This is a genomic window from Bacteroides sp. 90-K9/2, assembly GCF_047310725.1.
GTDB classification, from domain to species: domain Bacteria; phylum Bacteroidota; class Bacteroidia; order Bacteroidales; family Bacteroidaceae; genus Bacteroides; species Bacteroides vicugnae.
This window is the reverse complement of the sequence record NZ_JBCGVL010000013.1, coordinates 43,031-69,262: the sequence shown is the minus strand read 5'-3', so window position 1 is coordinate 69,262 and position 26,232 is coordinate 43,031. Positions and strand designations below refer to the sequence as shown.

Genomic DNA, 26,232 nt, shown 5'->3' with positions numbered 1-26,232 from the left:
TAAACAAACAATAGATTAAGTATGAAAATTGCAATCGTGGGAACAGGGTATGTGGGGCTGGTGTCAGGCACATGTTTTGCCGAAATTGGCGTGAATGTAACGTGCGTAGACACGAACAAAGAGAAAATTGAATCTTTGCAAAAGGGGAACATCCCAATTTATGAAAATGGATTGGAAGAGATGGTACTCCGTAATATGAAGGCAAAGCGATTGAAGTTTACTACCTCATTGGAAAGTTGTTTGGATGAAGTGGAAGTTATATTCAGTGCAGTTGGGACTCCTCCGGATGAAGATGGCAGCGCTGATTTGAAATACGTATTGGAGGTGGCCCGTACCATTGGTCGCAACATGAAACAGTATAAATTGGTAGTTACCAAAAGCACCGTTCCGGTAGGCACTGCCAGTAAGGTTCGTGCGGTTATTCAGGAAGAACTGGATAAGAGAGGCGTGAAGGTTGATTTTGATGTGGCTTCTAATCCGGAATTCCTTAAAGAAGGAAATGCTATCAGTGACTTTATGAGCCCGGACCGCGTGGTAGTGGGAGTGGAGTCGGCACGTGCGGAGAAATTGATGTCCAAACTATATAAACCATTCTTATTGAATAATTTCCGTGTGATTTTCATGGATATTCCGTCTGCGGAAATGACTAAATATGCGGCAAATTCGATGCTGGCAACCCGTATAAGCTTTATGAATGATATTGCAAACTTGTGCGAGATTGTTGGTGCGGATGTGAATATGGTGCGTAGCGGAATAGGTTCGGATACCCGTATCGGACGTAAGTTTCTGTATCCGGGCATCGGATATGGTGGTTCTTGTTTCCCAAAAGATGTGAAGGCATTGATTAAAACGGCAGAACAGAATGGTTATACCATGCGGGTACTTACAGCTGTGGAAGAAGTGAATGAGAACCAAAAAAGCGTCTTGTTCGAAAAGCTAGTGAAGCAGTTTAATGGTGATTTGCAAGGTAAGACAGTTGCTTTGTGGGGATTGGCATTTAAACCGGAAACGGATGATATGCGTGAGGCTCCGGCATTAGTCCTGATTGATAGATTGCTCAAAGCTGGTTGTAAAGTACGTGCATACGATCCGGCTGCCACGCAAGAATGTAAGCGTAGGATTGGCGACACCATCTATTATGCTTGCGATATGTACGATGCCGTACTGGATGCTGATGTGTTGATGCTGGTTACCGAATGGAAAGAATTCCGTCTGCCTTCATGGGCCGTTATCAAGAAAACGATGTCCCGGCAGATTGTGTTGGACGGGCGTAATATATATGATAAAAAAGAGATGGAAGAACTCGGATTTATTTATCACTGTATTGGTAAATAAAAAAATAAGAGTATCTTTATACAAAACTAAAATAGATGATGAAAAATGTGGCTGTATCGTTAATGGCAATCTTTTTCGCGGCATGTAGCGGCAATAAGAATCCCCATTCTCTTCAACAAGAGAAGGAGGATCTTAGTGCAAAAGGGCTACTGCAGGGAATTTGGCTGGACGATGAAACGGAGAGCCCGTTGATGCGTGTAGAAGGAGATACGATCTACTATGCAGATGTGCAAAGTACTCCCATTGCATTTAAAATAATACGGGATACTCTTTATACTTATGGAAATGATACTACTTATTACAAGATTGATAAGCAGGCAGAACATATATTCTGGTTTCATTCCATAACGGATGATGTGATTAAGCTACATAAATCCGAAGATGCCAATGATTCAATCTATTTTGTCCGTCAGGAATTAGTAATTCCGGCATATACGGAAGTAACCAAACGTGATAGTGTGGTGACTTATAATGGCACTCGCTATCGTGCATACGTATATATTAATCCTTCTAAAATGAGAGTCATCAAGACGACTTATTCCGAAGACGGGATTAGCATGGATAATGTATACTATGATAATGTGATGCACATTTGTGTGTATGAAGGTAAAAAGAGCCTGTTTGCCAGCGATGTTACCAAACAGATGTTTGACAAAGTACTTCCTGTCGATTTTCTGGAGCAATCCATCCTGTCAGATACAAAGTTTGTGAAAGTAGACCGGAACGGTTTTCATTATCAGGCTGTCTTGGCCATTCCGGAAACTTCCATATATAGCATTGTAAATATGGAAGTAAGTTTTAAAGGAGATTTGACTATCATTTCATCCAAATAAAAAAAGCACCATACATTCAGATCGTATAGTGCCGGATTAAAAAGCCTTGCTTTAATTTTGTCTGGGGGGAGACGGACGGTTATTTCTCTTTCCTCCGTTATTATTATTCCTTTTTCCCCGGAAATCTTTTCTTTTGTAGTTGCCACCCTTGCCCTTGCTAAAAGAACGTGGCTTGTATTCCGGAGCTTCTCCCAATTCTTCAGGAATAGGAATTTTATAAATCTCTTTTTCCAGGAAGTTCTCAATACTTTTGAAGTTGCTTTGCTCTTTCTCGCTGATAAACGTAAGTGCTACACCATCGTTATTGGCACGTGCCGTACGTCCGATGCGGTGTACATAATCCTCGCTATCGTGAGGCACGTCGAAGTTGATAACCAGTCGAATATCATCAATGTCGATACCACGTGCAACGATATCCGTAGCTACCAATATATTGATTCGTCCGGCTTTAAACTCGTGCATAACAGTTTCCCGTTGAGCCTGTTCCAGATCCGAATGCATTTCCCCTACATTCAGTTTCATGGACTTCAAGGCCTTAGCCACTTCTTTGACTTTGATTTTGGAAGAAGCAAAGACGATCACACGCTCCGGAACTTCATCCATAAAAAGACTGCGTATAATTCCCAACTTTTGATTCTCGTAACAAACATATGCCGCCTGAATAATCTTTTCTGCAGGTTTAGAAACTGCAAGCTTTATCTCTGACGGATTATTTAAGATTGTGTTTGCCAATTGCTGAATCTTTGCAGGCATTGTTGCAGAAAACATGATTGTCTGTCGTTCCTTCGGCAGATATTTCGCAATTTGCATGATATCTTCATAAAATCCCATGTCGAGCATCCGGTCTGCTTCATCCAGAATAAAATAAGAAACCTTGGAAAGATCTACATATCCAAGGCTTAAATGGGCGATCAGACGTCCGGGAGTAGCAATAACAACATCAGCTCCTAAAGTGAGCCCTTTTTTCTGTTGTTCGAACAATACTCCATCATTTCCACCGTATACGGCAACACTCGATACCGGCATGAAATAAGAAAACCCTTCCATTTGCTGGTCAATCTGTTGGGCCAATTCCCGGGTAGGAGACATGATGACACAATTAATCGCATCTTCCGGATGTTTACCTTCAGATAATTTATTCAATACAGGCAGTAGAAATGCAGCCGTTTTACCTGTTCCTGTCTGTGCTACTGCGATCAAATCTTTACCCTCAAGTATGATTGGAATTGCCTGCTCCTGTATAGGCGTACATTCGTCAAATCGCATGGCATCAAGCGCCTCAAGCACATTTGCATTTAATTGTAGTTCGGAAAACTTCATTCTTTTATTTAATTTGTCAGCAAAGATAATCTATTTTTTTGTCTAATTACATATTCAAGTAAGAATCTTTGAATCCGAGGAAATAGAGCACCCCATCCAGTCCGATGGTGTTGATCGATTGCTTGGCATTTGCCACCACTTTAGGCTTTGCGTGGAAGGCAATTCCCAGTCCGGCAACCCCTAGCATAGGGAGGTCGTTAGCTCCGTCTCCTACAGCGATGGTCTGTGCAATATCCACCTTTTCCACTTGTGCAATGAGGCGGAGCAATTCAGCTTTCCGTTTTCCGTCTACTACATCTCCCAGGTAACGTCCGGTCAGTTTGCCATCAATAATTTCCAGTTCGTTGGCATAGACGTAATCTATACCGTATTTTTTTTGCAGGTATTGACCGAAATAAGTGAATCCTCCCGAAAGGATGGCGATTTTGTAACCGTACTTCTTCAATACATACATCAGCCGCTCTACACCCTCTGTGATAGGCAAGCTCTCGGCTATTTCCTGCATTACCGATTCGTCCAGCCCTTTCAATAGTGCTACACGGCGGGTAAAGCTCTCTGTAAAGTCTATTTCTCCACGCATGGCGCTTTCTGTGATGGCCTTTACTTCGTCGCCTACACCGGCACGGATAGCCAGTTCGTCAATCACCTCTGTTTCGATTAATGTAGAGTCCATATCAAAACAGATTAGACGGCGCATACGACGGTACATATTATCCTGTTGGAAAGAAAAGTCCATTTCCAGTTCGCTGGCCAACTTCATCAGCTTCTCCTGCATCGCAATGCGATCTTTCGGAGTACCTCTCACTGAAAACTCAATGCAAGCCCTGGTACGTGTATCTGCCTGACATTCATCCAACGGGATACGACCTGTCAGACGTTTAATAGCATCGATATTCATGCCCTGCTCGGCTAAGATGCTTGTAGCGGCAGAAATCTGTCGGGCGGAAAGCTTGCGTCCCAGAACCGTCAGGATATAACGGTTTTTCCCTTGCATACCTACCCAGTTTTCATATTGCTCGGTGGTGATAGGTTCAAACCGGATGGTCACTCCCAGAGAAGAAGCCTTGAACAACAGTTCCTTCATAATGAATCCGGAATGTCTTTCTTCACTCTTGAACAGGATACCCAGCGATAATGTATTATGAATATCTGCCTGGCCGATATCGAGAATCGTGGCATCATATTTGGCAAGGATTTCGGTCACGGAAGCAGTCAGTCCCGGGCGATCTTCGCCGGTAACTCGAATCAGAATCAATTCAGTATTTGATGGTTGCATAAAAAATAGACTTTAACTCTGCAAAAGTAGAGAAAAAAGTTCGTTTTTATGCTAAATAACATAAAAAGTTATACCCCAAAAGTGAGATTTTTGCTTATTTGCTTGGAAGTTAATTTAATATTTACTTACCTTTGCACCCGGTTTCAAAAATAAAGGCTCTGATAATCAGCGGATTCCTCTTCGCCTGATGCCTGAAAAGACAACGTTTCGGGAAGAAACCACTGTTTAAGGACAGGCCCGGATAGTATTAACTAAAACCTAATTACATGAAGCATGTAAAATGGATTTTTGTTGTATTACTGATTTGTTCCTTGACCGCTTTCGTTGAGAAAGACAAACCTACCGGAGGTTTGAGTGAGGGTGACGTAGCCCCTGATTTTAAAATCGAATCTACGTCTGACGGGCAACCCGCCTTTAAATTGGGAAATTTGAAAGGTAAATATGTGTTGCTAAGTTTTTGGGCAAGTTATGACGCGCAGTCCCGGATGCAAAATGTAAGTTTGAGCAATGCGCTTCGTTCTTCTCATAATGTGGAAATGGTTTCTATTTCATTTGACGAATATCAGTCAATATTTAAGGAAACCGTTCGTAAGGATCAAATAGTTACGCCCACTTGTTTCGTGGAAACAGAAGGCGAGGATTCCGGCTTATTTAAGAAGTACCGTTTAAACCGGGGATTCACAAACTATTTATTGGATGGAAATGGTGTAATTATAGCCAAAAACATCTCTGCTGCAGATCTTTCTGCTTATGTAAAAGAAGTCGGTTAACGATTTTAAGAATGTAAGGAGAAAGAGGGATTTTCCAAATCACCGTCAGGTGAAAATAATGGAGAATAGACAAAAGAGGAAATGGATACAACAAAAAAGTTCCGCCTGCACTTGCATTAGCAAGAATAGGCGGAACTTCTCTTTTATATTTTTCGTTTATCCGGTGCATCCAAAACACTAAGATCTTGTATCTTAAAATACTATTTCTTAAATGAAAAAGCCGTGGGTAAGGAATCAGAAAACTTACAGAAATTATCTGCCAAACAAAATATTTCAATAACTTTGCATTCTGTAAATATAGTGATAAAGGTTTGGTATGTGTTTATAATTAGACACTATAAATATGCTACTTTTATTGTTATTCTCCAAATAATCAAATAATTATAATTCGTCGAACTGACGTTATATACGAAAAGGTATGAAATCTAATGACTCCACCCTCTCTGCATGGGAAAAGATGCAACTTGACATGATTTACGATGACTTCGATGAAGATTTGTTTAAACGCCGTGTAGAGGCAAAAAACATCTTCAAGAAGTTCAATCAAACAACCGATGAACAACCCGAAGAGCGTAAGCAGCTGTTGAAAGAGCTATTTGGTAGTATTGGAGAAAATGTGTATATTGAGCCAAACTTTATTTGTGAGTTTGGTAAGAACATTTACATCGGCAATGACGTTTACATCAACTTCGGTGCTGTGTTACTTGATTGCTCACGTATCACCATCGGCAACCATGTTCTCATAGGTCCTAATGTAGGTATGTACAGTGCCAACCACAGTCTTGATCCCGAGGAGCGTGCTCTGGGAGCACTCATAGGCGGTCGCATCACCATTGGTGACAAGGTGTGGATAGCCGGCAATGTAAAAATCATGGCAGGTGTAACTATAGGCGAAGGAGCCGTCATCGGTTGTGGAAGCATTGTCACACATGATATTCCTCCCCGTACCCTTGCTGCAGGCAATCCTTGTCGTATCATCAAGCAAATAACCGAAGCGGACAAGGTTGGATTCGTGAAATAACGTTCATAAGAAGAAACTGAATGCACTAGATGATAAAGTAAAGGCACGAATCCGTGAAGACTGCGGAAGGCTTGCCTACCTTTTATTTAGGCGCCTTCTGGTACAAGAAGAATGCGATACCCGCATAGAGGATATTAGGAATCCAGACTGCAACGGCAGGCGGCACATTTCCGTTCACGGCAAAGGTGGAAGTAATCGTCTGGAACAGGATATAAGAGAAACTTAACCCTAATCCGATGCCCAGATGGAGTCCCATACCACCTTTTGTTTTTCGGGACGAAAGCGATACACCGATGATGGTAAGGATGAAAGAGGCGAACGACATAGCGATTCGTTTGTGATATTCAATCTCAAACTCCTTGATGTTGGCAAATCCTCTTCGTTTCTGTTTGGCGATATAATCGCTCAATTCGGGACTGGTCAGCATTTCCTGCTGATTTTTCATGATAAGAAAGTCAGAAGGTTCCATGTTGATGATAGAGTCTATTCGGTCTCCCTTAGTGATATTTTCCTTTAAACCATCCAGTTCGCGTACCATATAATCGTGGATCGTCCATTTATGAACGGTGGTGGTGTCGTAGGTAATCCGTCGTGCAGTTAAATGCGAAACTAATTTTTTATCCACAAATTTATCCAATGAAAAGCGGTTACCGGTTTTCATTGCGTTGTTATAGTTGTCGATATATGCAATCACTCCGCTATCCACTTCCAGCTGCACATTGCTTACCGAGTTTTGTTTCTTTGGTTTGATATACCGATCTTCAAAATTCAGACGCGTAACACTTCCTTTCGGAATCACATACGAACTTAGTGTGAAGGTGACCAATGCGATGATAGCGGCAGAAATCATATAAGGGCGCATCATCCTTTTAAAGCTCATGCCGGTGGAGAACATCGCGATAATTTCGGAGTTTTCTGCCAGTTTGGAGGTAAAGAAAATAACAGCAATGAATACGAACAATGGACTGAACAGATTGGAGAAATAGGGGATAAAGTTCATGTAGTATTCAAAGATGATTTTATCCCATGGAGCTTCATGCTCCATTAGTTTGTCCATCTTTTCGTTGAAGTCGAATACCACTGCAATAGAAATGATTAGTGCAATAGCAAATACGTATGTCCCCAAGAACTTCTTGATGATATACCAGTCCAGCCGTTTTATAAATCGATTGCTTTTCATTTCTTATAATCTAGTTGATACTCTTTTAACCATCATCGGCTTCCAGGTCGAGAAATCTCCGGCAATAATGTGCTTTCTTGCTTCCCCTGCCAGCCACAGATAGAATGCCAGATTGTGTATGGAAGCGATTTGCATAGCCAGTAGCTCTTGTGCATGGAAAAGATGGCGCAAATAAGCCTTGCTGTACAATGTATCCACGCAAGAGGCTCCGTCGGCTTCAATAGGAGAGAAGTCTGTTTCCCATTTTTTGTTCCGCATATTGATAATGCCATCTTTGGTGAACAACATGCCATTTCGTCCGTTTCTTGTAGGCATAACGCAGTCGAACATATCCACGCCGCGTTCTATTCCTTCAAGAATGTTGACAGGAGTTCCGACCCCCATCAGGTAACGGGGTTTGTCTTTGGGAAGTATTTCATTGACAATCTCGATCATTTCATACATCTTGTCTACCGGTTCACCTACCGCCAAACCGCCGATAGCATTCCCGTCAGCACCTTTGGACGCTACAAACTCTGCAGATTGCTTGCGCAGGTCAGGATAAACGCATCCCTGGACGATGGGGAAGAGAGACTGGTTGTAACCGTATTTAGGTTCTGTCTCATTAAAACGTTGTATACAACGGTCGAGCCACCTGTGGGTTAATCCTAATGACTTTTTGGCATACTCGTAATCCGAGTCGCCCGGAGGACATTCGTCAAAAGCCATCATAATATCCGCACCGATAGTCCGTTCAATGTCCATCACCTTCTCCGGAGTGAAGATGTGCTTGCTTCCGTCGATATGCGAACGAAATTCAGCTCCTTCTTCACGCAGCTTTCTGATTCCGGCTAATGAAAATACCTGAAAACCACCGCTGTCAGTCAGCATGGGGCGGTCGAAACCGTTAAAGCGGTGCAGTCCGCCTGCTTTCTCGATCACGTCCAATCCCGGACGCAAATAGAGGTGATAGGTATTACCCAGAATAATCTGTGCCTGAATGTCTTCTTTTAATTCGGTCAGATGTACTCCCTTCACAGTGCCCAGTGTGCCCACCGGCATGAAGATAGGTGTTTGTATCTGCCCGTGGTCTGTTGTTATCAGACCGGCACGGGCATTACTTTTAGTGTCTGTATATTGTAACTCAAATGTCATTCCTGGCTGGGTTTCTTAACAGATAAATCAATAGGATCCGTTACTTTTTCGTTGGTCAATGCAATAGCGAATACCTCTTTTATATCGTTTACATAGTGGAAAGTCAGTCCTTTCAAATAAATATCCTGAATTTCATCTATGTTCTTTTTGTTCTCGGCACTCATGATGATTTCCTTGATTCCGGCACGTTTGGCTGCCAATATCTTCTCCTTGATGCCACCCACAGGAAGCACTTTGCCGCGAAGAGTGATTTCTCCCGTCATGGCAATGTTGGCTTTCACTTTTCTTTGAGTCAGGGCAGAAGCCAGTGAAGTGGCCATCGTGATACCTGCTGATGGACCGTCTTTCGGAATAGCCCCTTCAGGAACGTGGATATGGATATTCCAGTTGTCAAAGATCTCTTCGTCCAGACTAAGGACAGAAGCATGCGCCTTGATATATTCAAGTGCCAGCATGGCAGATTCTTTCATCACATCTCCCAAGTTACCGGTCAATGTAAGACGTCCGCCCTTGCCGCGGCTCAAACTGGTTTCTACAAATAAGATTTCGCCTCCGACAGCTGTCCATGCCAATCCGGTGACTACACCTGCGTAATCATTTCCCTGATACTTGTCGCGTGTATATTCGGGTGCTCCGAGGAAATCATACAAATCTGTCGGTTTGATTTCCGTCTTAGCGAAATAACCGTCCGTAGCATATTGGCGAGCCGATTTGCGAAGAATCTTACCGATCTTCTTTTCCAGTTCGCGAACGCCGCTTTCACGGGTATATGACTCGATTATAGCTTCCAGCGTATCTTTAGGAAGCTTGATATCCGTTTTTTTGAGTCCGTTGGCTTCCAATTCTTTGGGTAGCAGATGCTTGCGGGCAATCTCGACTTTCTCTTCCGTGATATATCCGCTTACTTCAATCAATTCCATACGGTCCAGCAACGGACCGGGGATTGTGTTCAGGTTGTTGGCTGTTGCAATAAACAATACCTTGGAGAGATCGTAGTCTACATCTAGGAAGTTATCATGGAAAGAAGTATTCTGTTCCGGGTCGAGCACTTCCAGCAATGCAGAAGAAGGGTCCCCCTGACGGTCGGCACTGACCTTGTCTATTTCATCCAAGATGAAAACAGGATTGGAAGCACCGGCTTTTATCAAGCTCTTGATGATTCGTCCGGGCATAGCACCGATATAAGTCTTACGATGACCGCGAATCTCCGCTTCGTCATGCACACCACCTAAAGACATACGTACATATTTCCGTTTGAGCGCAGATGCGATGGATCTTCCAAGAGATGTTTTACCCACTCCTGGAGGGCCATACAAGCAGATAATCGGTGATTTCATATCACCTTTCAGCTTCAATACGGCTAAGTGTTCCAAAATACGTTCTTTTACTTTCTCCAGTCCGTAATGGTCTTTGTTCAACGTCTTTTCTGCGTTTTTAAGGTTCAGATTGTCAGTTGTATAAGTACCCCATGGGAGATTGAGCATCGTTTGCAGATAGTTGAGCTGTACGCTGTAATCCGGAGATTGCGGGTGAGTACGCTCCAGTTTGGCAAGTTCTTTCATGAACGTGTCTCTGACTTCTAAATTCCAGCGCATTCTTTCTGCCTTCTGGCGCATTTCCTCTATTTCCTGCTCTTGGCCGCCGCCACCCAGTTCATCCTGAATAGTCTTGATCTGCTGTTGCAGGAAGTATTCGCGTTGTTGCTGGTCGATATCTTCACGGGCACGCATTTGGATGGATGCCTTGATTTCTGCCAACTGCACTTCACGGTTCAGAATTTCCAGTAAGTGATAAGTGCGTTCACGCAATGAGTTGATGCTCAACAAGTCCATCTTCTCATCTTTCTTGAACGGCAGGTTTGAGCAGATGAAATTGACCAGGAACATTGGGTTGTTGATGTTTTTAATAGCAAACGACGAATCCTGATGCATCACATCTGACGATTTGATGTATCTCATTGTCAAGTCCTTGCAAGTTTCCACCAAGGCTTGAAACTCTTTATCATCTTTGCCTGGGACATCTTCCTCCAAAAGTTGTATTTCACCTTTCAGGTACGGATGAGTTTCGATGATGTTTGTCAGACTTAAACGTTTCATTCCCTGAAGAATGACAGTTGTTGTCTGATCGGGCATTTCCAATATCCGCACAATTCGTCCTACGGTACCGATATTGTGTAAATCCTCCAGTTTCGGATCTTCTGTATGTGCCGATCTCTGGCATACTACTGCAATATCTTTATGTTTCTTGTCGGCATCTCGTACGAGTTTCAGAGAAGACTTGCGGCCTACCGTGATCGGCAGGAATACTCCAGGAAACAACACCATATTACGTAAGGGGAGTACTGGAAGAATTTCACCAGATTTCACATTTACATCAAATGCTTGTTCATCGTTCCCATCATAGTCTGTGATTAGCGAGAAGCTGTTATCGCCTCCATCTTCCAATAAATATCTTTCTTTCATCTTTTCGTTTTAATTTAGTTTATGTCATACTGATATGCATAAATCGTTTGCAAAGTTAATTGATTCTCTCTAATAATAAAGCACTGCGCAGAATAAAAACACAAAAACAATGCCAAAATATCGGCTTATAAAGGGAGTATTCCATAATTATTATTTATTTTTGGCGATTTGCAATAAAATAATAGTATAAAACGGCTTTAAGATAAACGGATAAAATGTCGAATCCTTATTTTAAATTTAAGCAATTTACGGTATGGCATGATAAATGTGCCATGAAAGTCGGTACGGATGGAGTACTTCTGGGGGCTTGGACTCTCGTTGAGAGTGCGCACCGGATTCTGGACATTGGGACGGGAACTGGGTTGGTGGCTTTAATGTTGGCGCAACGCAGTTTGCCGGATGTAAATATTGTAGCGTTGGAAATAGACGAAGCGGCTGTCGGGCAAGCCAGGGAAAATATCATTCGTTCGCCTTGGAAGGAGCGGGTAGAAGTGGTGCAGGCTGATTTTAAGAAATACAGGTCTTCGGATAAATTCGACGTAATTGTTTCTAATCCTCCTTATTTTGTCGATTCGCTGGAATGTCCGGATCGTCAGAGAGCCGCGGCTCGTCACAATGATTCTTTGACTTATGAAGATTTGTTGGAAGGAGTAAGCGGATTATTGGCAGAAGACGGATTTTTCACAATGGTGATTCCGGCAGATGTAGCTGAACGGGTAAAAAAGATAGCTTATATGAGAAAGCTATATGCAGTCCGTCAACTGAATGTAATCACTAAGCCCGGCGGTATTCCGAAACGTGTTTTGATTACTTTTTCTTTTTCCAATCAAGAGTGTATTGTAGAAGAACTATTGACAGAACTGGCTCGTCATCAATATAGTGAGGAATATATGACGCTAACCCGGGATTATTATTTGAATATGTAAAAGGGTGACGCTATCCGGTAAAGATAGTGACGGTATATGACAGCGATACCGTCACTATCGCGAGCATATACCGTCACTCTTTCAAAGCTGGTTCAAATACGCTATTTTGAGATCTTTGTTTTGTTCCTTTCTAACTCATAATTCAAGAGAGTAATTTCTAGCTTTTGAACACTATTTTTTAGCAGTACTTTCTGAAGTTGCTCTCGAAGTGAAATTATTATTTTGTCTTTTGATAGTCTTAAATTCAATAAGCTGCTGCAATAACTAAACTACTCTCTTAAATTATTTGTTTTGTATATGCTTTATTTTAAATTCTTTCAGTGACTTTTCTATCTTTTGATAAAGGTCTGTCGTTTTTGTTGAGTATGTAGATAAAGAGCCCCTAGGCTCATCTGCAAATCTGAATAATTCATCTGCATCTGCATATATTGATACTAACTCATTATAAGCATCTTTACAATTTGAAGGATAATCATTTAGTTGTGGCATTATAGCCTCAATTGAATCTTTCTTTTGTTTGAGCCTCTTATAGGTGTCTGTTGTGATTATAAACTCCTGATGCTTCGCTAAGGCTTCATTGAAATCAGTACAATATTCTCCATTGTATTCATGATCATAAATCACTTTTCTCCAAGTATCACAATAATGAAGAGCTATTGCTTCACTTAAATCAGCTTCTTTCTCAATCATGGAAGCGGTATTAGAGAGCTTTGCTATATACTCCTTTTCTGAATTACATGAAGCCAAAACGATGGCTAGTATCGCACTCAAATAAAAAAACTTTTTCATCATATCGTTACTTTTGTTATACAATCAATTTATTGGAATCCTGTTTGTAATACTGTATTAGAGTATTACAAGGTTGATATTTTATATTCAAAAAAAACATCTATTTTATTACTTGAAGAATATCCAATGATACGCTTATTTGATTTTTCTGGAATTCTAAAATTCAGAAAGGGACTTTGTGAATGCGAATATAATGAAATGAAAATAACAACGAGCATCAGCAGAGTTTTCTTCATGTGTTTAAGTATTTTGTTTGTTATCGTTTTCTCTATAAACAATGTTTGTATTTCCGCTATAAAGTTAACGCAAAACATTGATAACGCCAATATAAAAGGGGAATAAAGTTAACAAAATAGATTTTTACTCTAAATTAAATAAGAAAATGAAGATAATGCTAGGAATCTGTTCAAAGATATTTCAAAGAATTGCCCTTTTTATTTGTCCCCAAACAGGGATAATTGCACTTATCCTATATATAATAAAAAGCCAATACTAATTGTACTGGCTTTATTTTGTGAATCTTGACTCGATTTTCTTCGTCGGGGTAGCGGGATTCGAACCCACGACCCCCTGCTCCCAAAGCAGGTGCGCTAACCGGACTGCGCTACACCCCGAAAAACTTTGAACTTAATAACCCTCTTTTTTGTAGTCGGGGTAGCGGGATTCGAACCCACGACCCCCTGCTCCCAAAGCAGGTGCGCTAACCGGACTGCGCTACACCCCGAAAACTTTGGGGTTATTATTTCCAAAAGCGGTGCAAAGATAGGGAGTATTTTTTAATTAACAATAGCTAAGCGAATGTTTTTTATTTATTATTTTTCAATACCTTGAATCTCATTGCTTTGCGGCTTCACTTTTTTTTCTTGGCAGAGATCAGAAGCATCATGGGGCGTCGTAGTTCATCTTTCATTCCCGGAATAGTATCCAACAACTTTTCGTCGGGTTGTGGCTCTATCAGTTCGCATATCTCAAATCCGGTTTGAAGGAGGCTGTTTATATAGGTAGTCAATGTTTTGTGGTATTTGACCACTTCTTCGCCCAGAAAGACTGCCGTGCGTTTACCTTCTGTAAAATAATGATCTACCGGCCAATGGATAGGATTCCCCTCCTGGTCGTAATGCCAATCCTGATTGCCGTAAGCTGTAAATATAGGATGCTCGACAGAAAAGACAAAAGCCCCTCCCGGAGTTAAGCAATGATTAATTTTCCGGCATATATCTATAAAAGATTCGAGGTAATGGAAAGCTAATGAGCTGATAACTATATCATAAGAATCCGGCTGAAAATCAAAGTCCTCAATAGCCATACATTGATATCCAATGAGTGGAGACAGGTTTCTTTTCCGGGCTTCTTCGAGCATTTTTTCAGAAATATCAATTCCGGTAACGTGTGTCGCTCCATGTTCTATTGCATAAATGCAATGCCATCCGAATCCGCAGCCTAAATCCAACACCCTTTTTCCTGCAAAATTGGGGAGCATTTTCTGTAATACGTGCCATTCTCCAGCACCTTTCAAACCTTCCACCGAACGGGACATTTGCGAATATTGACTAAAGAAGCGATTATTATCGTATTTGTTTTCTTTCATAATTTATTAAGAGGATAAGTGGAATGAAAGTACAAATATAAGATTTAGTTTGTATATGACGGAAAAGATATACATAAATAATCTGCGGGTATGAACCATCTTTTGCTGTTTTCTGTTCTCTAAATAAGAAATTTAAAATGAAAAGTCTTATGAAAACAAAAAAACAAAACGAAGCAAGTGAAAAAGAAGTGCACTTGTTAGAGCAAAAAGGATATGAAAGAATGGTGAATGAGATTGTCCCCGTACAACAGGGGGAAGCATACCGCAAGCCGAGTAACAAAGCAGTCAAAGAGGCTGTAAAGGAGCTGAATCCCGATGCGAATAGCTTGGGGAGCAGAGGATAATTCCTCTGCTGTTACCCTGATTATTACATCAGTCTCAAAGGTTCAGGAGGCTTTCAGTGATTCTCATTTAGGGAAAGTAAGAATAAAATAACTTCCTTTCCCTGATTCCGATTTTATATTGATACTTCCGTCATGCAAAGTTATGATTTGTTTGCACAGGCTCAATCCGATGCCCGAACCGGATGTTTGGGTAGTAGAGAATTGGATAGGAGGGGTGAGGTAAAAAACAGAGGTTCCGTTTGCTTGAAACGAAGCCTCTGAATGTATCAAACGGAGCCTCTTCCGCACAGGTTTGGAGCCTTCATTTAGGGGATAAAAAAGCGTCTTTTTCCTGAACGCATTGCGAAGGACACGGAAAATATTCCGTCGCAAATTGCGAGAACGGTTTGAAGCCATTGATGATGTAGGTTTCCGTGCCTGTTTTGTCTTCTTTCATTATAAAAAATTAAATTGTATATCAAACCTGTACTGTCGGCTTAATTTCCCGCAAAAGTATGAAAAGGAATTGATTTATAACTGTAAAATAAATTGATTTTTAAGGACGTAAATTAGGTGTGTCAAAATCTATTTTTAGTTTTGTTTTGTCGAATAAATTCGGCTGTTAAATCAGTAAACAATAATTATTAAAAAAGCTGATGAAGAAAGAAGATTTGATTTCGTTTATGGAAGAAATCGCTGTCTTGATAAGTTCAACGAGTTTAAAGTGAACAGCGAAAAATATGAACTCACACTAGCGCTTAACGTGAAAAAGGGTGATTATGCCGCTATCAAGGCCGAGCTGACCAGCAGTAAAGGAATGGAAGTAGCTATTGTAAAAGTTACCACTCGTGCAGCTGCTACTCCCTGGGGTGTAGAACTTACCAGTCCGACATTCAAAGAAGATAAGACGATTGATGTTAACGCTAAGGTAACTTTCTCCTACCGGCAAATACAGTCTGCCAGATGGTCGTTAATAAACCCTGCTGCCTGCAAGTGAGCATAACAAATCGTAGCTCCAAAGAATTTAAATCCTCGTTTCTTCATATCCTTGCTCATGGCATCAGATTCGGGAGATGATACCGGAATCTCACTCAATGACTGAAAGGTATTGATGATCGGTTTTCTTTCGGGAAAGAACGACAGTGTATAGTCGTAAAAACTACCGAATTCTTTTTGTATGGCTAAGAACTGTCTTGCATTTGTAATTGTCGCTTTGATTTTCAGACGGTTTTTCACAATGCCATCAAATTGCATCAGTCGTTCAATATCTTCATCGTTCATTTGTGCCACTCGTTCAGGGTCGAAATCACAAAAGGCTTTGCGATATCCCTCTCGCTTTTTAAGGATAGTTATCCAACTCAATCCTGCTTGAGCACTTTCCAGCACAAGAAACTCAAACAGTGTCTTGTCGTCGGTCACTAACTTTCCCCACTCCTGATCGTGGTATTTCACATACAGTTCGTCAGTTCCGCACCAACCGCAGCGTCCGTTTACTATATCTTGCATAATCACACATATTGTTGTAGGCGTAAAGATAATAAAAAAGTCTGATACATTACTGTACCAGACTTTTTAAGATGATTTATATAAATCGGATTATAAAATATCCAGTGCTTTAAATGCCTTAACCAGCTTCTCTACAGCGCGGTCAATTTGATCTTTTGTATGAGTAGCCATCAATGCCACACGCACCAAAGTATCTTGCGGTGCACATGCCGGAGGAATAACAGGATTGATAAATACACCCTCGTCGAAAGCCAATTTAGTGACCATGAATGTTTTCTCCGTGTCACGTACATAAAGAGGAATGATAGGTGATTCTGTTGCACCGATTTCAAAACCTGCTTCACGGAAACGCTTTAATGCATAGTTGGTAGCTTCCCACAGCGCTTCAAGTCTTTCCGGTTCATTCTGGATGATGTGGAGAGCTTCAAGAGCAGATGCGGTAGCAGCCGGAGTGTTGGATGCACTAAATATATAAGTACGTGCGTTGTGACGTAACCAGTTGATGATAGAAGAATCAGCAGCAATGAATCCACCGATAGAAGCCAGCGATTTGCTGAAAGTACCCATAATCAGGTCAACTTCGTGAGTCAGACCGAAATGGTCGCAAACGCCACGTCCTTGTTTTCCAAATACCCCCAATCCATGAGCTTCGTCTACCATGATAGTAGCGTTGTATTTATGTTTCAAGCGTACGATTTCGGGCAAGTTTGCCAGGTCGCCTTCCATAGAGAACACGCCGTCTACTATGATGAGCTTCACTGAATCCGGGTTGCACTTTTGAAGTTGCTTTTCCAGATCCGCCATATCGTTATGCTTATATTTCAGTTGTTGAGAGAAGGAGAGGCGACGGCCATCTACGATAGATGCATGGTCGCGGTCGTCACAAATGATATAATCATTGCGATCTGTCAAAGCAGGAATAACTCCGGAATTCACCGTAAAACCGGTTGAGAAGCAGAGCGCTTCATCTTTGCCTACAAAGGCAGCCAGTTCTTTTTCCAACTGAACGTGCAGGTCAAGTGTACCATTCAAGAAGCGCGAACCTGCGCATCCGGAACCATATTTATGCATGGCCTTGACACCTGCTTCAATCACTCTTTCATCTCCCGTAAGGCCAGTGTATGCATTGGAACCGAACATCAACACTTCGTGTCCGCCCATTTCTACCTCTGTACCCTGTTTTCCTTCTATCTCACGGAAATATGGGTAAACGCCCTGTGCCATAAACTTTTGTGGCAGGTCGTACTTAGCTAACTTCTCTTGTAATAATCCCATGAATTATAATTTATTATACTCATAATCAGATCGTTCGCTGACGATCTAGCATCTTTTTATCTTAACAAGTGTTTAAAAACAGGGGGCAAAGATAACAAAATTTGCTTTTATCTGTTCTTTTTAAGAGAAAAAAGTTGCTTGCATGTGATTAGAAACCTCTAATAGATTAAAATTTAAGATATTTATATTACTTTTGTCGTCTACAATTGACAAAAATGGCATGAACGAAAGGATGAAAAAAATAAAATTCGTCGTCAACCCTATTTCGGGAACACAAAGTAAAGAATTGATTCTTAACTTGCTGGACGAAAAAATAGACAAGGCGAGATACTCTTGGGAAGTAGTGTATACGGAAAGAGCCGGTCATGCAGTAGAAATAGCTGCCAAAGCTGCCGAAGAGAAAACTGATATAGTAGTGGCTATCGGCGGGGACGGGACAATCAATGAAATAGCTCGTTCGTTGGTGCATACTGATACCGCACTGGGAATTATTCCTTGCGGATCGGGCAATGGACTGGCGCGGCATTTGCATATACCGATGGAACCGAAAAGGGCGCTGGAAGTGCTGAATGAAGGTTGCATGGATGTTATAGATTATGGTAAGATTAATGGTGTGGATTTTTTCTGCACTTGCGGATTGGGGTTCGATGCTTTTGTTAGTCTGAAGTTTGCACATGCCGGTAAACGCGGGCTGTTGACTTATCTGGAAAAGACCCTGCAAGAGAGTCTTAAATATGAACCGGAAACGTATGAACTGGAAACGGAAAACGGAGTTTCCAAGTATAAGGCTTTCCTGATTGCCTGCGGAAATGCGTCGCAATATGGAAACAATGCTTATATCGCCCCGCAAGCTACGCTGACGGATGGCTTGCTGGATGTGACCATTCTTGAACCATTCACCGTATTGGATGTCCCCTCATTGGCTTTCCAGTTATTCAATAAGACAATCGATCAGAATAGCCGTATCAAGACTTTCCGTTGCAAGCAGTTGTGTATCCGCCGCACTTCTCCGGGAGTAGTGCACTTTGACGGCGACCCCATGGAAACGGACGCTAATGTGAACATTGAGTTGATCCAAAGGGGATTGCGCGTAGTGGTGCCGCAAGCGTCGGAAAAGGATGCTGCCAATGTGCTCCAAAGAGCGCAGGAATATATGAATGGCATCAAATTGATGAATGAAGCCATCGTTGACAATATAACAGACAGAAACAAGAAAATATTGAAAAAGCTGACAAAGAAAGTCTGATAAAATAACGGATTACTGACAACGAATTACAAATTATTGCGTACTTTTGCGCAGTTTTGGTTCAATCAAAATAAAAACGCGAGTGATAATCGTTTAAATAAAAAATATATGTTCAGAACGCACACATGTGGAGAACTAAGAATCTCTGATGTAAACAAGCAAGTTACGCTGTCCGGATGGGTACAGCGCAGCCGTAAAATGGGAGGAATGACTTTTATTGACCTCCGCGACCGTTACGGAATTACCCAGTTGGTCTTTAACGAAGAAATTAATGCTGAACTCTGTGAACGTGCTAATAAATTGGGACGTGAGTTCGTCATTCAAGTGACAGGAACGGTTAATGAACGTTTCAGCAAGAATGTAAACATTCCTACCGGAGACATTGAAATTATCGTTTCCGAACTGAACGTACTAAATACTGCAATGACTCCCCCGTTCACCATTGAGGATAATACGGATGGTGGTGATGATATCCGCATGAAATATCGTTACCTGGATTTGCGTCGTAACGCTGTCCGCTCTAATCTGGAACTGCGCCACAGAATGACGATTGAAGTTCGCAAATATCTGGATAGTCTGGGCTTCATCGAAGTGGAAACGCCTGTTTTGATCGGTTCTACTCCTGAAGGTGCACGTGACTTCGTGGTGCCGTCACGTATGAATCCGGGACAGTTCTACGCACTTCCGCAATCTCCGCAGACATTGAAGCAATTGCTGATGGTTTCCGGTTTCGACCGTTACTTCCAGATCGCAAAATGTTTCCGCGATGAGGACTTGCGTGCTGACCGTCAGCCGGAATTTACGCAGATTGACTGCGAAATGAGCTTCGTTGAGCAGGAAGATATTATCACTACTTTCGAAGGAATGGCTAAACATTTGTTCAAAACACTGCGTGGTGTGGAACTGGCTGAACCGTTCCAGCGTATGTCTTGGGCGGATGCCATGAAATATTATGGTAGCGACAAACCGGACTTGCGTTTCGGCATGAAATTCGTGGAATTGATGGATATTATGAAAGGTCACGGATTCTCTGTTTTCGATAATGCTGCTTATGTGGGTGGTATCTGTGCCGAAGGTGCTGCAACCTATACCCGTAAACAACTGGATGCATTGACGGAATTCGTAAAGAAACCGCAGATTGGTGCAAAAGGTATGGTATATGCCCGTGTAGAAGCGGACGGAACTGTGAAATCGAGCGTGGATAAATTCTATACGCAGGAAGTGCTTCAGCAAATGAAAGAGGCATTCGGTGCTAAACCGGGTGACTTGATTCTGATCCTGTCCGGCGACGATGTGATGAAAACACGTAAACAACTTTGTGAGCTTCGTCTGGAAATGGGCGCTCAACTGGGATTGCGTGATAAGAATAAGTTTGTTTGCCTTTGGGTGATTGACTTCCCGATGTTCGAATGGAGCGAGGAGGAAGGCCGTCTGATGGCTATGCATCATCCGTTTACTCATCCGAAGCAGGAAGATATTCCTATGTTGGACACTGATCCGGCAGCTGTACGTGCAGATGCTTATGATATGGTAATTAATGGTGTGGAAGTTGGCGGCGGATCTATCCGTATCCACGATGCGAAATTACAGGCGAAGATGTTCGAGATTCTTGGATTCACTCCGGAGAAGGCAGAAGCACAGTTTGGCTTCCTGATGAATGCCTTTAAGTATGGTGCACCTCCTCACGGTGGTTTGGCATACGGACTCGACCGTTGGGTATCTTTGTTCGCTGGTTTGGATTCTATCCGCGACTGTATTGCGTTCCCGAAAAACAATTCCGGACGTGATGTGATGCTGGATGCACCGTCTGCAATCGACCAGACTCAACTTGATGAACTGAATTTGATCGTTGATCTGAAAGAGGGCGAGTGAAAGAATCTGTACGTATATTCCGTTTTATAGTCATCGGTACAATGAACGCCTTAATTATGGCGTTGGTTGTATGGTTAATGATGAAAGAAATGTCATTCGACGGTGACTATATGGTGGCTAATATAACAGCGTATCTGATAGCTCAAATCCATAACTTTATCTGGTGCAAATACTGGATATTCCCCGTAGAAAATAAAAAGAATAGTATCTGGAAACAGATACTGCTCTTTTGTTCTGCTTTTGCCGTGGCTTACACCGCACAGTTCTTATTTCTTGTGTTATTGGTAGAAGGATTGGACGTGAATGAATATCTGGCCCAATTCCTGGGATTGTTTATTTATGGAGGGGCTAATTTCCTAGCCAACAAAAAAATAACGTTTCAATGAAATAGTTATTTATGATAATATATTGAAAGGGCACAGAGTTCTAAAATTAGATTTGAACTCTGTGCCTTTCTTTTTTTCTTTATTAGATAAACTTTATATAGGAAACTTTATGTGATAAAATTCAGGCAATAAATTTCCTGTAATAAACTTCCTACAATAAACTTTTTGCAGTAAAGTTATGTTGGAGCAATCTTTAATCCAGAAAGCGTTTGGTTAGCCCATCATATTCGTCAATCCGGCGATCACGAAGGAAAGGCCACCAACGGCGAACGTTTTCCGAACGTTCCATATCTATTTCCACTACCATGTTTTCCGGGTGATCGTTTCCGGCTTGTGCCAGAAATTCCCCTTGTGGTCCCGCTACAAAACTGTTTCCCCAGAATAAGATACCGTTTGTTTGTCCGGATGGATCAGGCTCGTGTCCTACACGGTTGACGGAGATAACAGGAAGTCCATTGGCAACGGCATGAGCGCGTTGTGAAATAATCCAGGCATTGAGTTGACGGGCTTTTTCATCGTCCGTATCGCTGCTTTCCCAGCCAATGGCGGTAGGATAAATTAAAAGTTCTGCACCTTTCAGTGCCATCAGACGGGCAGCTTCCGGATACCATTGATCCCAGCATACTAATACGCCCAGTTTTCCTAAAGAAGTTTGAATCGGTTCAAAACCGATGTCTCCCGGAGTGAAATAGAACTTTTCGTAGTAAGCCGGATCATCGGGAATATGCATTTTCCGGTATTTTCCTGCAATGCTTCCGTCTCGGTCGAATACGACAGCGGTGTTATGATAAAGTCCGAGAGCACGTTTCTCAAAAAGAGAGGTGACAAGGACTACTTCATTAGCTGCTGCCAACTCGGAATAAAAGCCTGTGGAAGGCCCGGGAATTGGTTCGGCAAGATCAAACAGGTTAGTGTTTTCTGTCTGGCAGAAATAAAGTGAATTGTGCAACTCCTGGAGCACAATCAGTTGTGCACCGTGAGCGGCACAAGCCTCGATACTCTTTGCGAGGTTCATCAGATTGGCTTTAATATCTGCGGTATTGGATTGTTGGATGATTCCGACTTTTATCTTTCTCATGATGAATAATTAGTGGGTTGATTCATTCATTATTTTATAATTCCTTTATATCTCCTTTGTAATTCCTTTATGACTCCTTTATAACACCCAGCGGATATTGCATGGTGATGCAGTGTAGGGAACCGTGCTGTTTAATCAGGGCACGGCAGTCTATTCCAATTATTTGATGGCTTGGAAAGGCTTGCTGCAATACTTCTCCTGCTTTTTTGTCATTCGCCGGCTGATTGTATGTCGGGTAGAGAATAACGTCGTTCATAATCAGGAAATTGGCGTAAGTTGCAGGCAGGCGTTCACCGTCTTCTTCTATCTTGTCTGCCATGGGTAAGGCCAATAGGCGATAGGGTTCTCCTGCTAAGGTGCGGAATGTTTTCAGCTGTTCTTCCATTGCGAGCAGTGCTTCGTAATGTTCATCTTCTTTGTTTTCACATTTCACGTAAGCAATGGTGTCCGTAGAACAGAAGCGTGCCAAAGTGTCGATGTGGCTGTCGGTATCATCACCGGCCAGATAACCGTGATCTAACCAAAGCACCTTTTGCAGGTGGAAGGTTGATTTCAGGTATTCTTCTATCTCTACCTGATTCAGTCGTCCGTTTCGTTGGGGAGAGAGCAGACATTCGGAAGTGGTGAGTAATGTACCCATTCCGTCGCTTTCGATAGAACCTCCTTCAAGAACGAAGTCAAGATGGTCTATATACTGGCCTTTCAAGGCTCCGGCTTCTACGGCATGCTTGGTAATTTGATTATCCAGTTCGGAAGCAAATTTCAGTCCCCAGCCGTTGAAGGTGAAGTCGAGCAGGGAAGGGGTGCCGGTATCTATCATTGTAATGGCTCCGTGGTCGCGTGCCCATGTATCATTAGTGGCACATTCCAGAAAGCGGACGTTATTCATATTGACAGTGGCAGCTATCTGCTTTTTCACTTCTTCCGGTTCGGGAGTGACGATCAATAATAATTCACGCTTTGCTATTTCTCTGGCAATATTGATAAAACACTCTTGCACTTCTGCTAGCATGTAGGCCCAATCTGTACCGGCATGTGGCCATGTCAACTGTATACCGCTTTGCATATGCCATTCGGCAGGCAAATGAGGTGCTCTCATTTCTACCTGCACGGTCATATTTTTGCCGAAGTTCAACTGCAAATCTTTCTCCGAGCCGCTTGGGCTGGGGAGTCCAACCATGATTCCCATTAGACTATATATATTTAGTTATTTATAAAATCAGTTTATTGTCTGCATCTAAAATCTGTTTGTTTTCTGCATCAATGTGACTGTTATACATTGGTTTCCTGCTTCGGTTTCCGGTCAAAGAACGGATTCTTGGAGGATGCGCTTACGGGGATTGCCATTACCATCTTGCAGTCTTTCAGCCAGTTCAGGCGTTGTGCTGCCAATCCGGCGGAGAACATGACGCGTGTGTCTACGCGTAAATCGGCTGCCGTGGCGCACGCGGAACCTATTGCGATACCTACATCTATGCTGTTCAATGCGCAGGGAACTCCATCAGTACGTCCGGCACAGGTGGTAAATCCGCAATGGCCGCAATTCAAGCCCTGTGTCTGCTCGCGCGTTCCTATTAATACAACACATTCGGCACTTAGGATGTTGTCGGCATCACGAAGGAAGAATTTCATTCCGTGTTCTTCTACCATAGCTATCATAGTGTCCGATAATTGCTTAATCTCTTCATCAGTGATTAGGGCCACTTCAATAATATCGATTCCTTTTCCCTTGGGAGCAGTGCGTGCAGCCGTCATCATCTGGCGGGCTACCTGCAATATATGCTCGTGACGAGTGTCTCTTTCGTTCAGCATCATAACTTTCTTGAATTAATTAGTAAGGCAAAGATAAATGAAAATTGGCAAAATCACACTAGATGATGAAATAAATAGGGGCTATCATTTGAGTCTGATATGAAAAAACTTTCGTATCGGGCTTTGTGTTATTGGGTGGAAAAGGCTATCTTTGTATTTGTCAACTTATAAAGTTATGAGTATATGAGTAATAAAATTTATCCTATCGGCATACAGAACTTCGAGAAAATCCGCAAAGGAGGTTATTGTTATATAGATAAGACTGCTTGGATACTCAAATGTTTAAGATGACAGAACAATTTTGGCAAGATTTTCAAGAGAACAAATAGATGTTACATATTAATAATGCCTGTATTGCTTTTGGTACGGAAGTGCTTTTCTCCGGTTTCAATATGAAGCTGGAAAGGGGAGAAACGGCTTGCATTGTCGGTCAATCCGGTTGTGGAAAGACTTCGTTGCTGAATGCGGTAATGGGGTTTGTGCCTTTGAAAGAAGGATCTATACAGGTAGGGGAAACATTGCTTGATATATCGACTATCGATAGTGTCCGCAGACAGATTGCATGGATTCCTCAAGAATTAGCGCTACCTTTTGAATGGGTCAAAGAGATGGTGGCTCTCCCGTTCGGACTGAAAGTGAATCGTTCTGTACCTTTTTCAGAAGAAAGACTTTTCACTTGTTTCGATGAATTGGGGCTGGAACACGAATTATATACAAAGAGAGTGAATGAAGTATCGGGTGGTCAACGCCAACGTATTATGCTGGCTGTGGCTGCAATGCTCAACAAACCTCTCATTATCATAGATGAACCGACTTCTGCTTTAGATGCCGGATCGACCGGTAAAGTCCTGTCTTTTTTCCGGAGACAGGCAGAAAAGGGAACAGCTGTGTTAGCCGTATCACATGATAATGACTTTGCTTTGGGCTGCCATTATTTAATAGAACTGTAATTAATTGAACTGTAACGCAAATCGGATAGAATTGTTAAGAATAAATTGTGGGAACGATTGATATATCATATTATAATCTCTTTATAGGGTTACTATTGCTTGCCATTCCGTTTTTTTACCTTTGGAAATTTAAAACGGGACTGCTGAAACCTGCCGTGATTGGTACACTACGGATGATTATCCAGCTGTTCTTTATCGGCATGTATCTGAAATATCTCTTTTTATGGAACAATCCCTGGATCAACTTCCTTTGGGTGATAATTATGGTATTCGTGGCCGGGCAGACCGCATTGGTACGCACCCAGTTGAAACGTAGTGTTTTATTAATCCCTATTACGGTAGGATTTCTTTGTAGCGTTGTATTGGTAGGCATCTATTTTATCGGTATTGTTCTCCAGCTGGATAATATATTTAGCGCTCAATACTTTATTCCAATATTCGGAATTCTGATGGGTAATATGCTGTCGAGCAATGTAATAGCCTTGAATACTTATTATAGCGGATTGAAACGTGAACAGCAACTATATCGGTATTTATTGGGAAACGGAGCGACAAGGCAGGAAGCACAGGCTCCATTTATCCGGCAGGCCATCATTAAATCGTTTAGTCCCCTGATTGCGAACATTGCCGTGATGGGACTGGTAGCTCTTCCGGGCACGATGATCGGACAAATTCTGGGAGGAAGCAGCCCGAATGTCGCTATCAAGTATCAGATGATGATTATGGTGATTACTTTCACAGCATCTATGCTATCGCTGATGATTACTATTTCATTGGCTTCACGTCGATCTTTTGATGCATACGGAAAGCTGCTGGAGATAACAAAAGAACCCAGGAAATGACTGTTATTGACCAGATATTCCATAAAGTAGCTGAAATAGCTATTCCACACTTCTTTATAACAGTGGATTTTTCAGCATCCGGCACAGAAATGCCGGAACATATCGAAGCTTTCTTGCAGGAAAAATACGAAGCAATTCTTCGTGGAGCCAGTGGACGTAAATTTATCTATAAGGAAGGAGAGTGGCGGCTTATTTTCACTTTCTTCCCTACGGACAGAGTCGTAGACGAACGGTATGCACTGAAAAACAAGGTACAAATGATAAATAAGGTGCAAATGAAAAGCAAAAGCTAACCGGTTTTAGCGTTT

The 26,232-nt window shown here is 42.0% G+C and carries 25 protein-coding genes, 2 tRNA genes and 2 pseudogenes; 14 read left to right on the top strand and 15 right to left on the bottom strand.

The annotated features are described in order from the left end of the window. The first annotated feature begins 21 nt into the window (after window positions 1–21). Entirely contained in the window at window positions 22–1,335 is a 1,314-nt protein-coding gene (locus tag AAHJ11_RS20500) for a UDP-glucose dehydrogenase family protein (protein ID WP_148366658.1), read from the top strand. A gap of 35 nt (window positions 1,336–1,370) precedes the next feature. Beyond that, the gene (locus AAHJ11_RS20495; RefSeq protein ID WP_148366659.1) at window positions 1,371–2,168 is read left to right on the top strand and encodes a DUF4738 domain-containing protein; all 798 of its coding nucleotides are present in this window, start codon (window positions 1,371–1,373) and stop codon (window positions 2,166–2,168) included. A 51-nt stretch (window positions 2,169–2,219) separates the two neighbouring features. On the opposite strand, the gene AAHJ11_RS20490 is transcribed toward AAHJ11_RS20495, so the two are convergent. Further along, window positions 2,220–3,488: a DEAD/DEAH box helicase gene (locus AAHJ11_RS20490; RefSeq protein ID WP_148366660.1), complete on the bottom strand. Its 1,269-nt coding sequence runs from the start codon at window positions 3,486–3,488 to the stop codon at window positions 2,220–2,222. Between the two features lie 46 nt (window positions 3,489–3,534). Continuing rightward, window positions 3,535–4,764, bottom strand: a complete 1,230-nt coding sequence (gene serB, locus AAHJ11_RS20485; protein ID WP_004311666.1) for a phosphoserine phosphatase SerB — start codon at window positions 4,762–4,764, stop codon at window positions 3,535–3,537. Window positions 4,765–5,030: 266 nt separating this feature from the next. Here serB and AAHJ11_RS20480 point away from each other — a divergent pair, with 266 nt between their 5' ends. After that, on the top strand, window positions 5,031–5,534 hold the full coding sequence (locus AAHJ11_RS20480; protein ID WP_148366661.1) for a thioredoxin-like domain-containing protein: 504 nt from the start codon (window positions 5,031–5,033) through the stop codon (window positions 5,532–5,534). A gap of 418 nt (window positions 5,535–5,952) precedes the next feature. After that, window positions 5,953–6,555 carry a sugar O-acetyltransferase gene (locus AAHJ11_RS20475; RefSeq protein ID WP_195650299.1) on the top strand — a complete coding sequence of 201 codons (603 nt, stop codon included), beginning with the start codon at window positions 5,953–5,955 and terminating at the stop codon, window positions 6,553–6,555. Window positions 6,556–6,637: 82 nt separating this feature from the next. On the opposite strand, the gene AAHJ11_RS20470 is transcribed toward AAHJ11_RS20475, so the two are convergent. From AAHJ11_RS20470 to lon, 3 genes are read right to left on the bottom strand one after another with little or no spacing between them, the layout of a single operon-like run. Next, window positions 6,638–7,735, bottom strand: coding sequence for an LptF/LptG family permease (locus tag AAHJ11_RS20470; protein ID WP_148366662.1), 1,098 nt, complete (start codon window positions 7,733–7,735; stop codon window positions 6,638–6,640). Window positions 7,736–7,738: 3 nt separating this feature from the next. Further along, window positions 7,739–8,869: a tRNA guanosine(34) transglycosylase Tgt gene (gene tgt / locus AAHJ11_RS20465; RefSeq protein ID WP_004295910.1), complete on the bottom strand. Its 1,131-nt coding sequence runs from the start codon at window positions 8,867–8,869 to the stop codon at window positions 7,739–7,741. Beyond that, entirely contained in the window at window positions 8,866–11,331 is a 2,466-nt protein-coding gene (gene lon, locus AAHJ11_RS20460; protein WP_195650301.1) for an endopeptidase La, read from the bottom strand. The genes tgt and lon overlap by 4 nt, the downstream gene beginning before the upstream one ends. Before the next feature lie 215 nt (window positions 11,332–11,546). Here lon and AAHJ11_RS20455 point away from each other — a divergent pair, with 215 nt between their 5' ends. Then, window positions 11,547–12,257, top strand: coding sequence for a tRNA1(Val) (adenine(37)-N6)-methyltransferase (locus AAHJ11_RS20455; protein WP_320975244.1), 711 nt, complete (start codon window positions 11,547–11,549; stop codon window positions 12,255–12,257). 282 nt (window positions 12,258–12,539) lie between these two features. On the opposite strand, the gene AAHJ11_RS20450 is transcribed toward AAHJ11_RS20455, so the two are convergent. The 4 genes from AAHJ11_RS20450 to AAHJ11_RS20435 all read right to left on the bottom strand — a co-directional run bounded on the left by AAHJ11_RS20450 (window position 12,540) and on the right by AAHJ11_RS20435 (window position 14,634). Then, window positions 12,540–13,049 carry a hypothetical protein gene (locus AAHJ11_RS20450; protein ID WP_320975245.1) on the bottom strand — a complete coding sequence of 170 codons (510 nt, stop codon included), beginning with the start codon at window positions 13,047–13,049 and terminating at the stop codon, window positions 12,540–12,542. 536 nt (window positions 13,050–13,585) lie between these two features. After that, window positions 13,586–13,660: transfer RNA gene (locus AAHJ11_RS20445), tRNA-Pro, on the bottom strand. A gap of 35 nt (window positions 13,661–13,695) precedes the next feature. After that, window positions 13,696–13,770 (bottom strand) — tRNA-Pro (locus tag AAHJ11_RS20440). Between the two features lie 126 nt (window positions 13,771–13,896). Further along, the gene (locus AAHJ11_RS20435; RefSeq protein WP_320975325.1) at window positions 13,897–14,634 is read right to left on the bottom strand and encodes a class I SAM-dependent methyltransferase; all 738 of its coding nucleotides are present in this window, start codon (window positions 14,632–14,634) and stop codon (window positions 13,897–13,899) included. 149 nt (window positions 14,635–14,783) lie between these two features. On the opposite strand from AAHJ11_RS20435, the gene AAHJ11_RS20430 reads away from it, so the two are divergent. Beyond that, a complete protein-coding gene (locus AAHJ11_RS20430; protein ID WP_074558541.1) occupies window positions 14,784–14,978 on the top strand; it encodes a hypothetical protein in 195 nt (64 codons plus the stop codon). A 63-nt stretch (window positions 14,979–15,041) separates the two neighbouring features. On the opposite strand, the pseudogene AAHJ11_RS20425 reads toward AAHJ11_RS20430, so the two are convergent. After that, a pseudogene (locus tag AAHJ11_RS20425) lies at window positions 15,042–15,185 on the bottom strand (ATP-binding protein); the annotation flags it as partial. Between the two features lie 496 nt (window positions 15,186–15,681). Here AAHJ11_RS20425 and AAHJ11_RS20420 point away from each other — a divergent pair. Beyond that, window positions 15,682–15,954 carry a hypothetical protein gene (locus tag AAHJ11_RS20420; protein ID WP_175486903.1) on the top strand — a complete coding sequence of 91 codons (273 nt, stop codon included), beginning with the start codon at window positions 15,682–15,684 and terminating at the stop codon, window positions 15,952–15,954. Here AAHJ11_RS20420 and AAHJ11_RS20415 read toward each other — a convergent pair. Together AAHJ11_RS20415 and spt are read right to left on the bottom strand one after the other, a co-directional pair. Next, on the bottom strand, window positions 15,897–16,463 hold the full coding sequence (locus tag AAHJ11_RS20415) for a DNA-3-methyladenine glycosylase I (RefSeq protein WP_148366666.1): 567 nt from the start codon (window positions 16,461–16,463) through the stop codon (window positions 15,897–15,899). The two genes, AAHJ11_RS20420 and AAHJ11_RS20415, sit on opposite strands and share 58 nt — an antisense overlap. 90 nt (window positions 16,464–16,553) lie before the next feature. Then, complete coding sequence (gene spt / locus AAHJ11_RS20410; RefSeq protein WP_148366667.1) at window positions 16,554–17,738, bottom strand: serine palmitoyltransferase; 1,185 nt, start codon at window positions 17,736–17,738, stop codon at window positions 16,554–16,556. 220 nt (window positions 17,739–17,958) lie between these two features. Here spt and AAHJ11_RS20405 point away from each other — a divergent pair, with 220 nt between their 5' ends. The 3 genes from AAHJ11_RS20405 (at window position 17,959) to AAHJ11_RS20395 (ending at window position 21,242) form a co-directional block, all read left to right on the top strand. Beyond that, window positions 17,959–18,984: a diacylglycerol/lipid kinase family protein gene (locus AAHJ11_RS20405; RefSeq protein WP_167511853.1), complete on the top strand. Its 1,026-nt coding sequence runs from the start codon at window positions 17,959–17,961 to the stop codon at window positions 18,982–18,984. 108 nt (window positions 18,985–19,092) lie between these two features. Beyond that, complete coding sequence (gene aspS, locus AAHJ11_RS20400; protein WP_148366668.1) at window positions 19,093–20,856, top strand: aspartate--tRNA ligase; 1,764 nt, start codon at window positions 19,093–19,095, stop codon at window positions 20,854–20,856. Next, complete coding sequence (locus AAHJ11_RS20395) at window positions 20,853–21,242, top strand: GtrA family protein (protein ID WP_004295929.1); 390 nt, start codon at window positions 20,853–20,855, stop codon at window positions 21,240–21,242. Before aspS ends, AAHJ11_RS20395 begins: the two co-directional genes overlap by 4 nt. A 193-nt stretch (window positions 21,243–21,435) precedes the next feature. On the opposite strand, the gene AAHJ11_RS20390 is transcribed toward AAHJ11_RS20395, so the two are convergent. The 3 genes from AAHJ11_RS20390 to AAHJ11_RS20380 form a co-directional block, all read right to left on the bottom strand. Beyond that, on the bottom strand, window positions 21,436–22,320 hold the full coding sequence (locus tag AAHJ11_RS20390) for a carbon-nitrogen hydrolase (RefSeq protein ID WP_413580067.1): 885 nt from the start codon (window positions 22,318–22,320) through the stop codon (window positions 21,436–21,438). Window positions 22,321–22,387: 67 nt separating this feature from the next. Next, window positions 22,388–23,509: an agmatine deiminase family protein gene (locus tag AAHJ11_RS20385; RefSeq protein ID WP_195650303.1), complete on the bottom strand. Its 1,122-nt coding sequence runs from the start codon at window positions 23,507–23,509 to the stop codon at window positions 22,388–22,390. An 83-nt stretch (window positions 23,510–23,592) separates the two neighbouring features. Beyond that, window positions 23,593–24,135 (bottom strand): ferredoxin domain-containing protein, encoded by a 543-nt coding sequence (locus tag AAHJ11_RS20380; protein WP_099147042.1) that lies wholly within the window; start codon window positions 24,133–24,135, stop codon window positions 23,593–23,595. Window positions 24,136–24,315: 180 nt separating this feature from the next. On the opposite strand from AAHJ11_RS20380, the pseudogene AAHJ11_RS20375 reads away from it, so the two are divergent. The 4 genes and pseudogenes from AAHJ11_RS20375 to AAHJ11_RS20360 form a co-directional block, all read left to right on the top strand. Then, window positions 24,316–24,420: pseudogene (locus AAHJ11_RS20375) on the top strand (AAA family ATPase); the annotation flags it as partial. Between the two features lie 41 nt (window positions 24,421–24,461). Continuing rightward, on the top strand, window positions 24,462–25,082 hold the full coding sequence (locus AAHJ11_RS20370) for an ATP-binding cassette domain-containing protein (RefSeq protein ID WP_148366670.1): 621 nt from the start codon (window positions 24,462–24,464) through the stop codon (window positions 25,080–25,082). Window positions 25,083–25,129: 47 nt separating this feature from the next. Further along, window positions 25,130–25,924: an ABC transporter permease gene (locus AAHJ11_RS20365; RefSeq protein WP_148366671.1), complete on the top strand. Its 795-nt coding sequence runs from the start codon at window positions 25,130–25,132 to the stop codon at window positions 25,922–25,924. Then, complete coding sequence (locus AAHJ11_RS20360) at window positions 25,921–26,217, top strand: hypothetical protein (RefSeq protein ID WP_148366672.1); 297 nt, start codon at window positions 25,921–25,923, stop codon at window positions 26,215–26,217. The genes AAHJ11_RS20365 and AAHJ11_RS20360 overlap by 4 nt, the downstream gene beginning before the upstream one ends. Window positions 26,218–26,232: the final 15 nt, after the last annotated feature.

Excerpts from the sequence above, each read along its gene's own strand:
- serB (WP_004311666.1), bottom strand. The coding sequence starts at position 4,764 with ATGCAACCATCAAATACTGAATTGATTCTGATTCGAGTTACCGGCGAA.
- lon (WP_195650301.1), bottom strand. The coding sequence starts at position 11,331 with ATGAAAGAAAGATATTTATTGGAAGATGGAGGCGATAACAGCTTCTCG.
- aspS (WP_148366668.1), top strand. The coding sequence starts at position 19,093 with ATGTTCAGAACGCACACATGTGGAGAACTAAGAATCTCTGATGTAAAC.
- AAHJ11_RS20490 (WP_148366660.1), bottom strand. The coding sequence starts at position 3,488 with ATGAAGTTTTCCGAACTACAATTAAATGCAAATGTGCTTGAGGCGCTT.
- AAHJ11_RS20390 (WP_413580067.1), bottom strand. The coding sequence starts at position 22,320 with ATGAGAAAGATAAAAGTCGGAATCATCCAACAATCCAATACCGCAGAT.
- AAHJ11_RS20415 (WP_148366666.1), bottom strand. The coding sequence starts at position 16,463 with ATGCAAGATATAGTAAACGGACGCTGCGGTTGGTGCGGAACTGACGAA.
- AAHJ11_RS20385 (WP_195650303.1), bottom strand. The coding sequence starts at position 23,509 with ATGGGAATCATGGTTGGACTCCCCAGCCCAAGCGGCTCGGAGAAAGAT.
- AAHJ11_RS20360 (WP_148366672.1), top strand. The coding sequence starts at position 25,921 with ATGACTGTTATTGACCAGATATTCCATAAAGTAGCTGAAATAGCTATT.
- AAHJ11_RS20380 (WP_099147042.1), bottom strand. The coding sequence starts at position 24,135 with ATGATGCTGAACGAAAGAGACACTCGTCACGAGCATATATTGCAGGTA.
- AAHJ11_RS20370 (WP_148366670.1), top strand. The coding sequence starts at position 24,462 with ATGTTACATATTAATAATGCCTGTATTGCTTTTGGTACGGAAGTGCTT.
- spt (WP_148366667.1), bottom strand. The coding sequence starts at position 17,738 with ATGGGATTATTACAAGAGAAGTTAGCTAAGTACGACCTGCCACAAAAG.
- AAHJ11_RS20455 (WP_320975244.1), top strand. The coding sequence starts at position 11,547 with ATGTCGAATCCTTATTTTAAATTTAAGCAATTTACGGTATGGCATGAT.
- AAHJ11_RS20450 (WP_320975245.1), bottom strand. The coding sequence starts at position 13,049 with ATGATGAAAAAGTTTTTTTATTTGAGTGCGATACTAGCCATCGTTTTG.
- AAHJ11_RS20435 (WP_320975325.1), bottom strand. The coding sequence starts at position 14,634 with ATGAAAGAAAACAAATACGATAATAATCGCTTCTTTAGTCAATATTCG.
- AAHJ11_RS20480 (WP_148366661.1), top strand. The coding sequence starts at position 5,031 with ATGAAGCATGTAAAATGGATTTTTGTTGTATTACTGATTTGTTCCTTG.
- AAHJ11_RS20405 (WP_167511853.1), top strand. The coding sequence starts at position 17,959 with ATGAACGAAAGGATGAAAAAAATAAAATTCGTCGTCAACCCTATTTCG.
- tgt (WP_004295910.1), bottom strand. The coding sequence starts at position 8,869 with ATGACATTTGAGTTACAATATACAGACACTAAAAGTAATGCCCGTGCC.
- AAHJ11_RS20470 (WP_148366662.1), bottom strand. The coding sequence starts at position 7,735 with ATGAAAAGCAATCGATTTATAAAACGGCTGGACTGGTATATCATCAAG.
- AAHJ11_RS20430 (WP_074558541.1), top strand. The coding sequence starts at position 14,784 with ATGAAAACAAAAAAACAAAACGAAGCAAGTGAAAAAGAAGTGCACTTG.
- AAHJ11_RS20475 (WP_195650299.1), top strand. The coding sequence starts at position 5,953 with ATGAAATCTAATGACTCCACCCTCTCTGCATGGGAAAAGATGCAACTT.
- AAHJ11_RS20500 (WP_148366658.1), top strand. The coding sequence starts at position 22 with ATGAAAATTGCAATCGTGGGAACAGGGTATGTGGGGCTGGTGTCAGGC.
- AAHJ11_RS20495 (WP_148366659.1), top strand. The coding sequence starts at position 1,371 with ATGATGAAAAATGTGGCTGTATCGTTAATGGCAATCTTTTTCGCGGCA.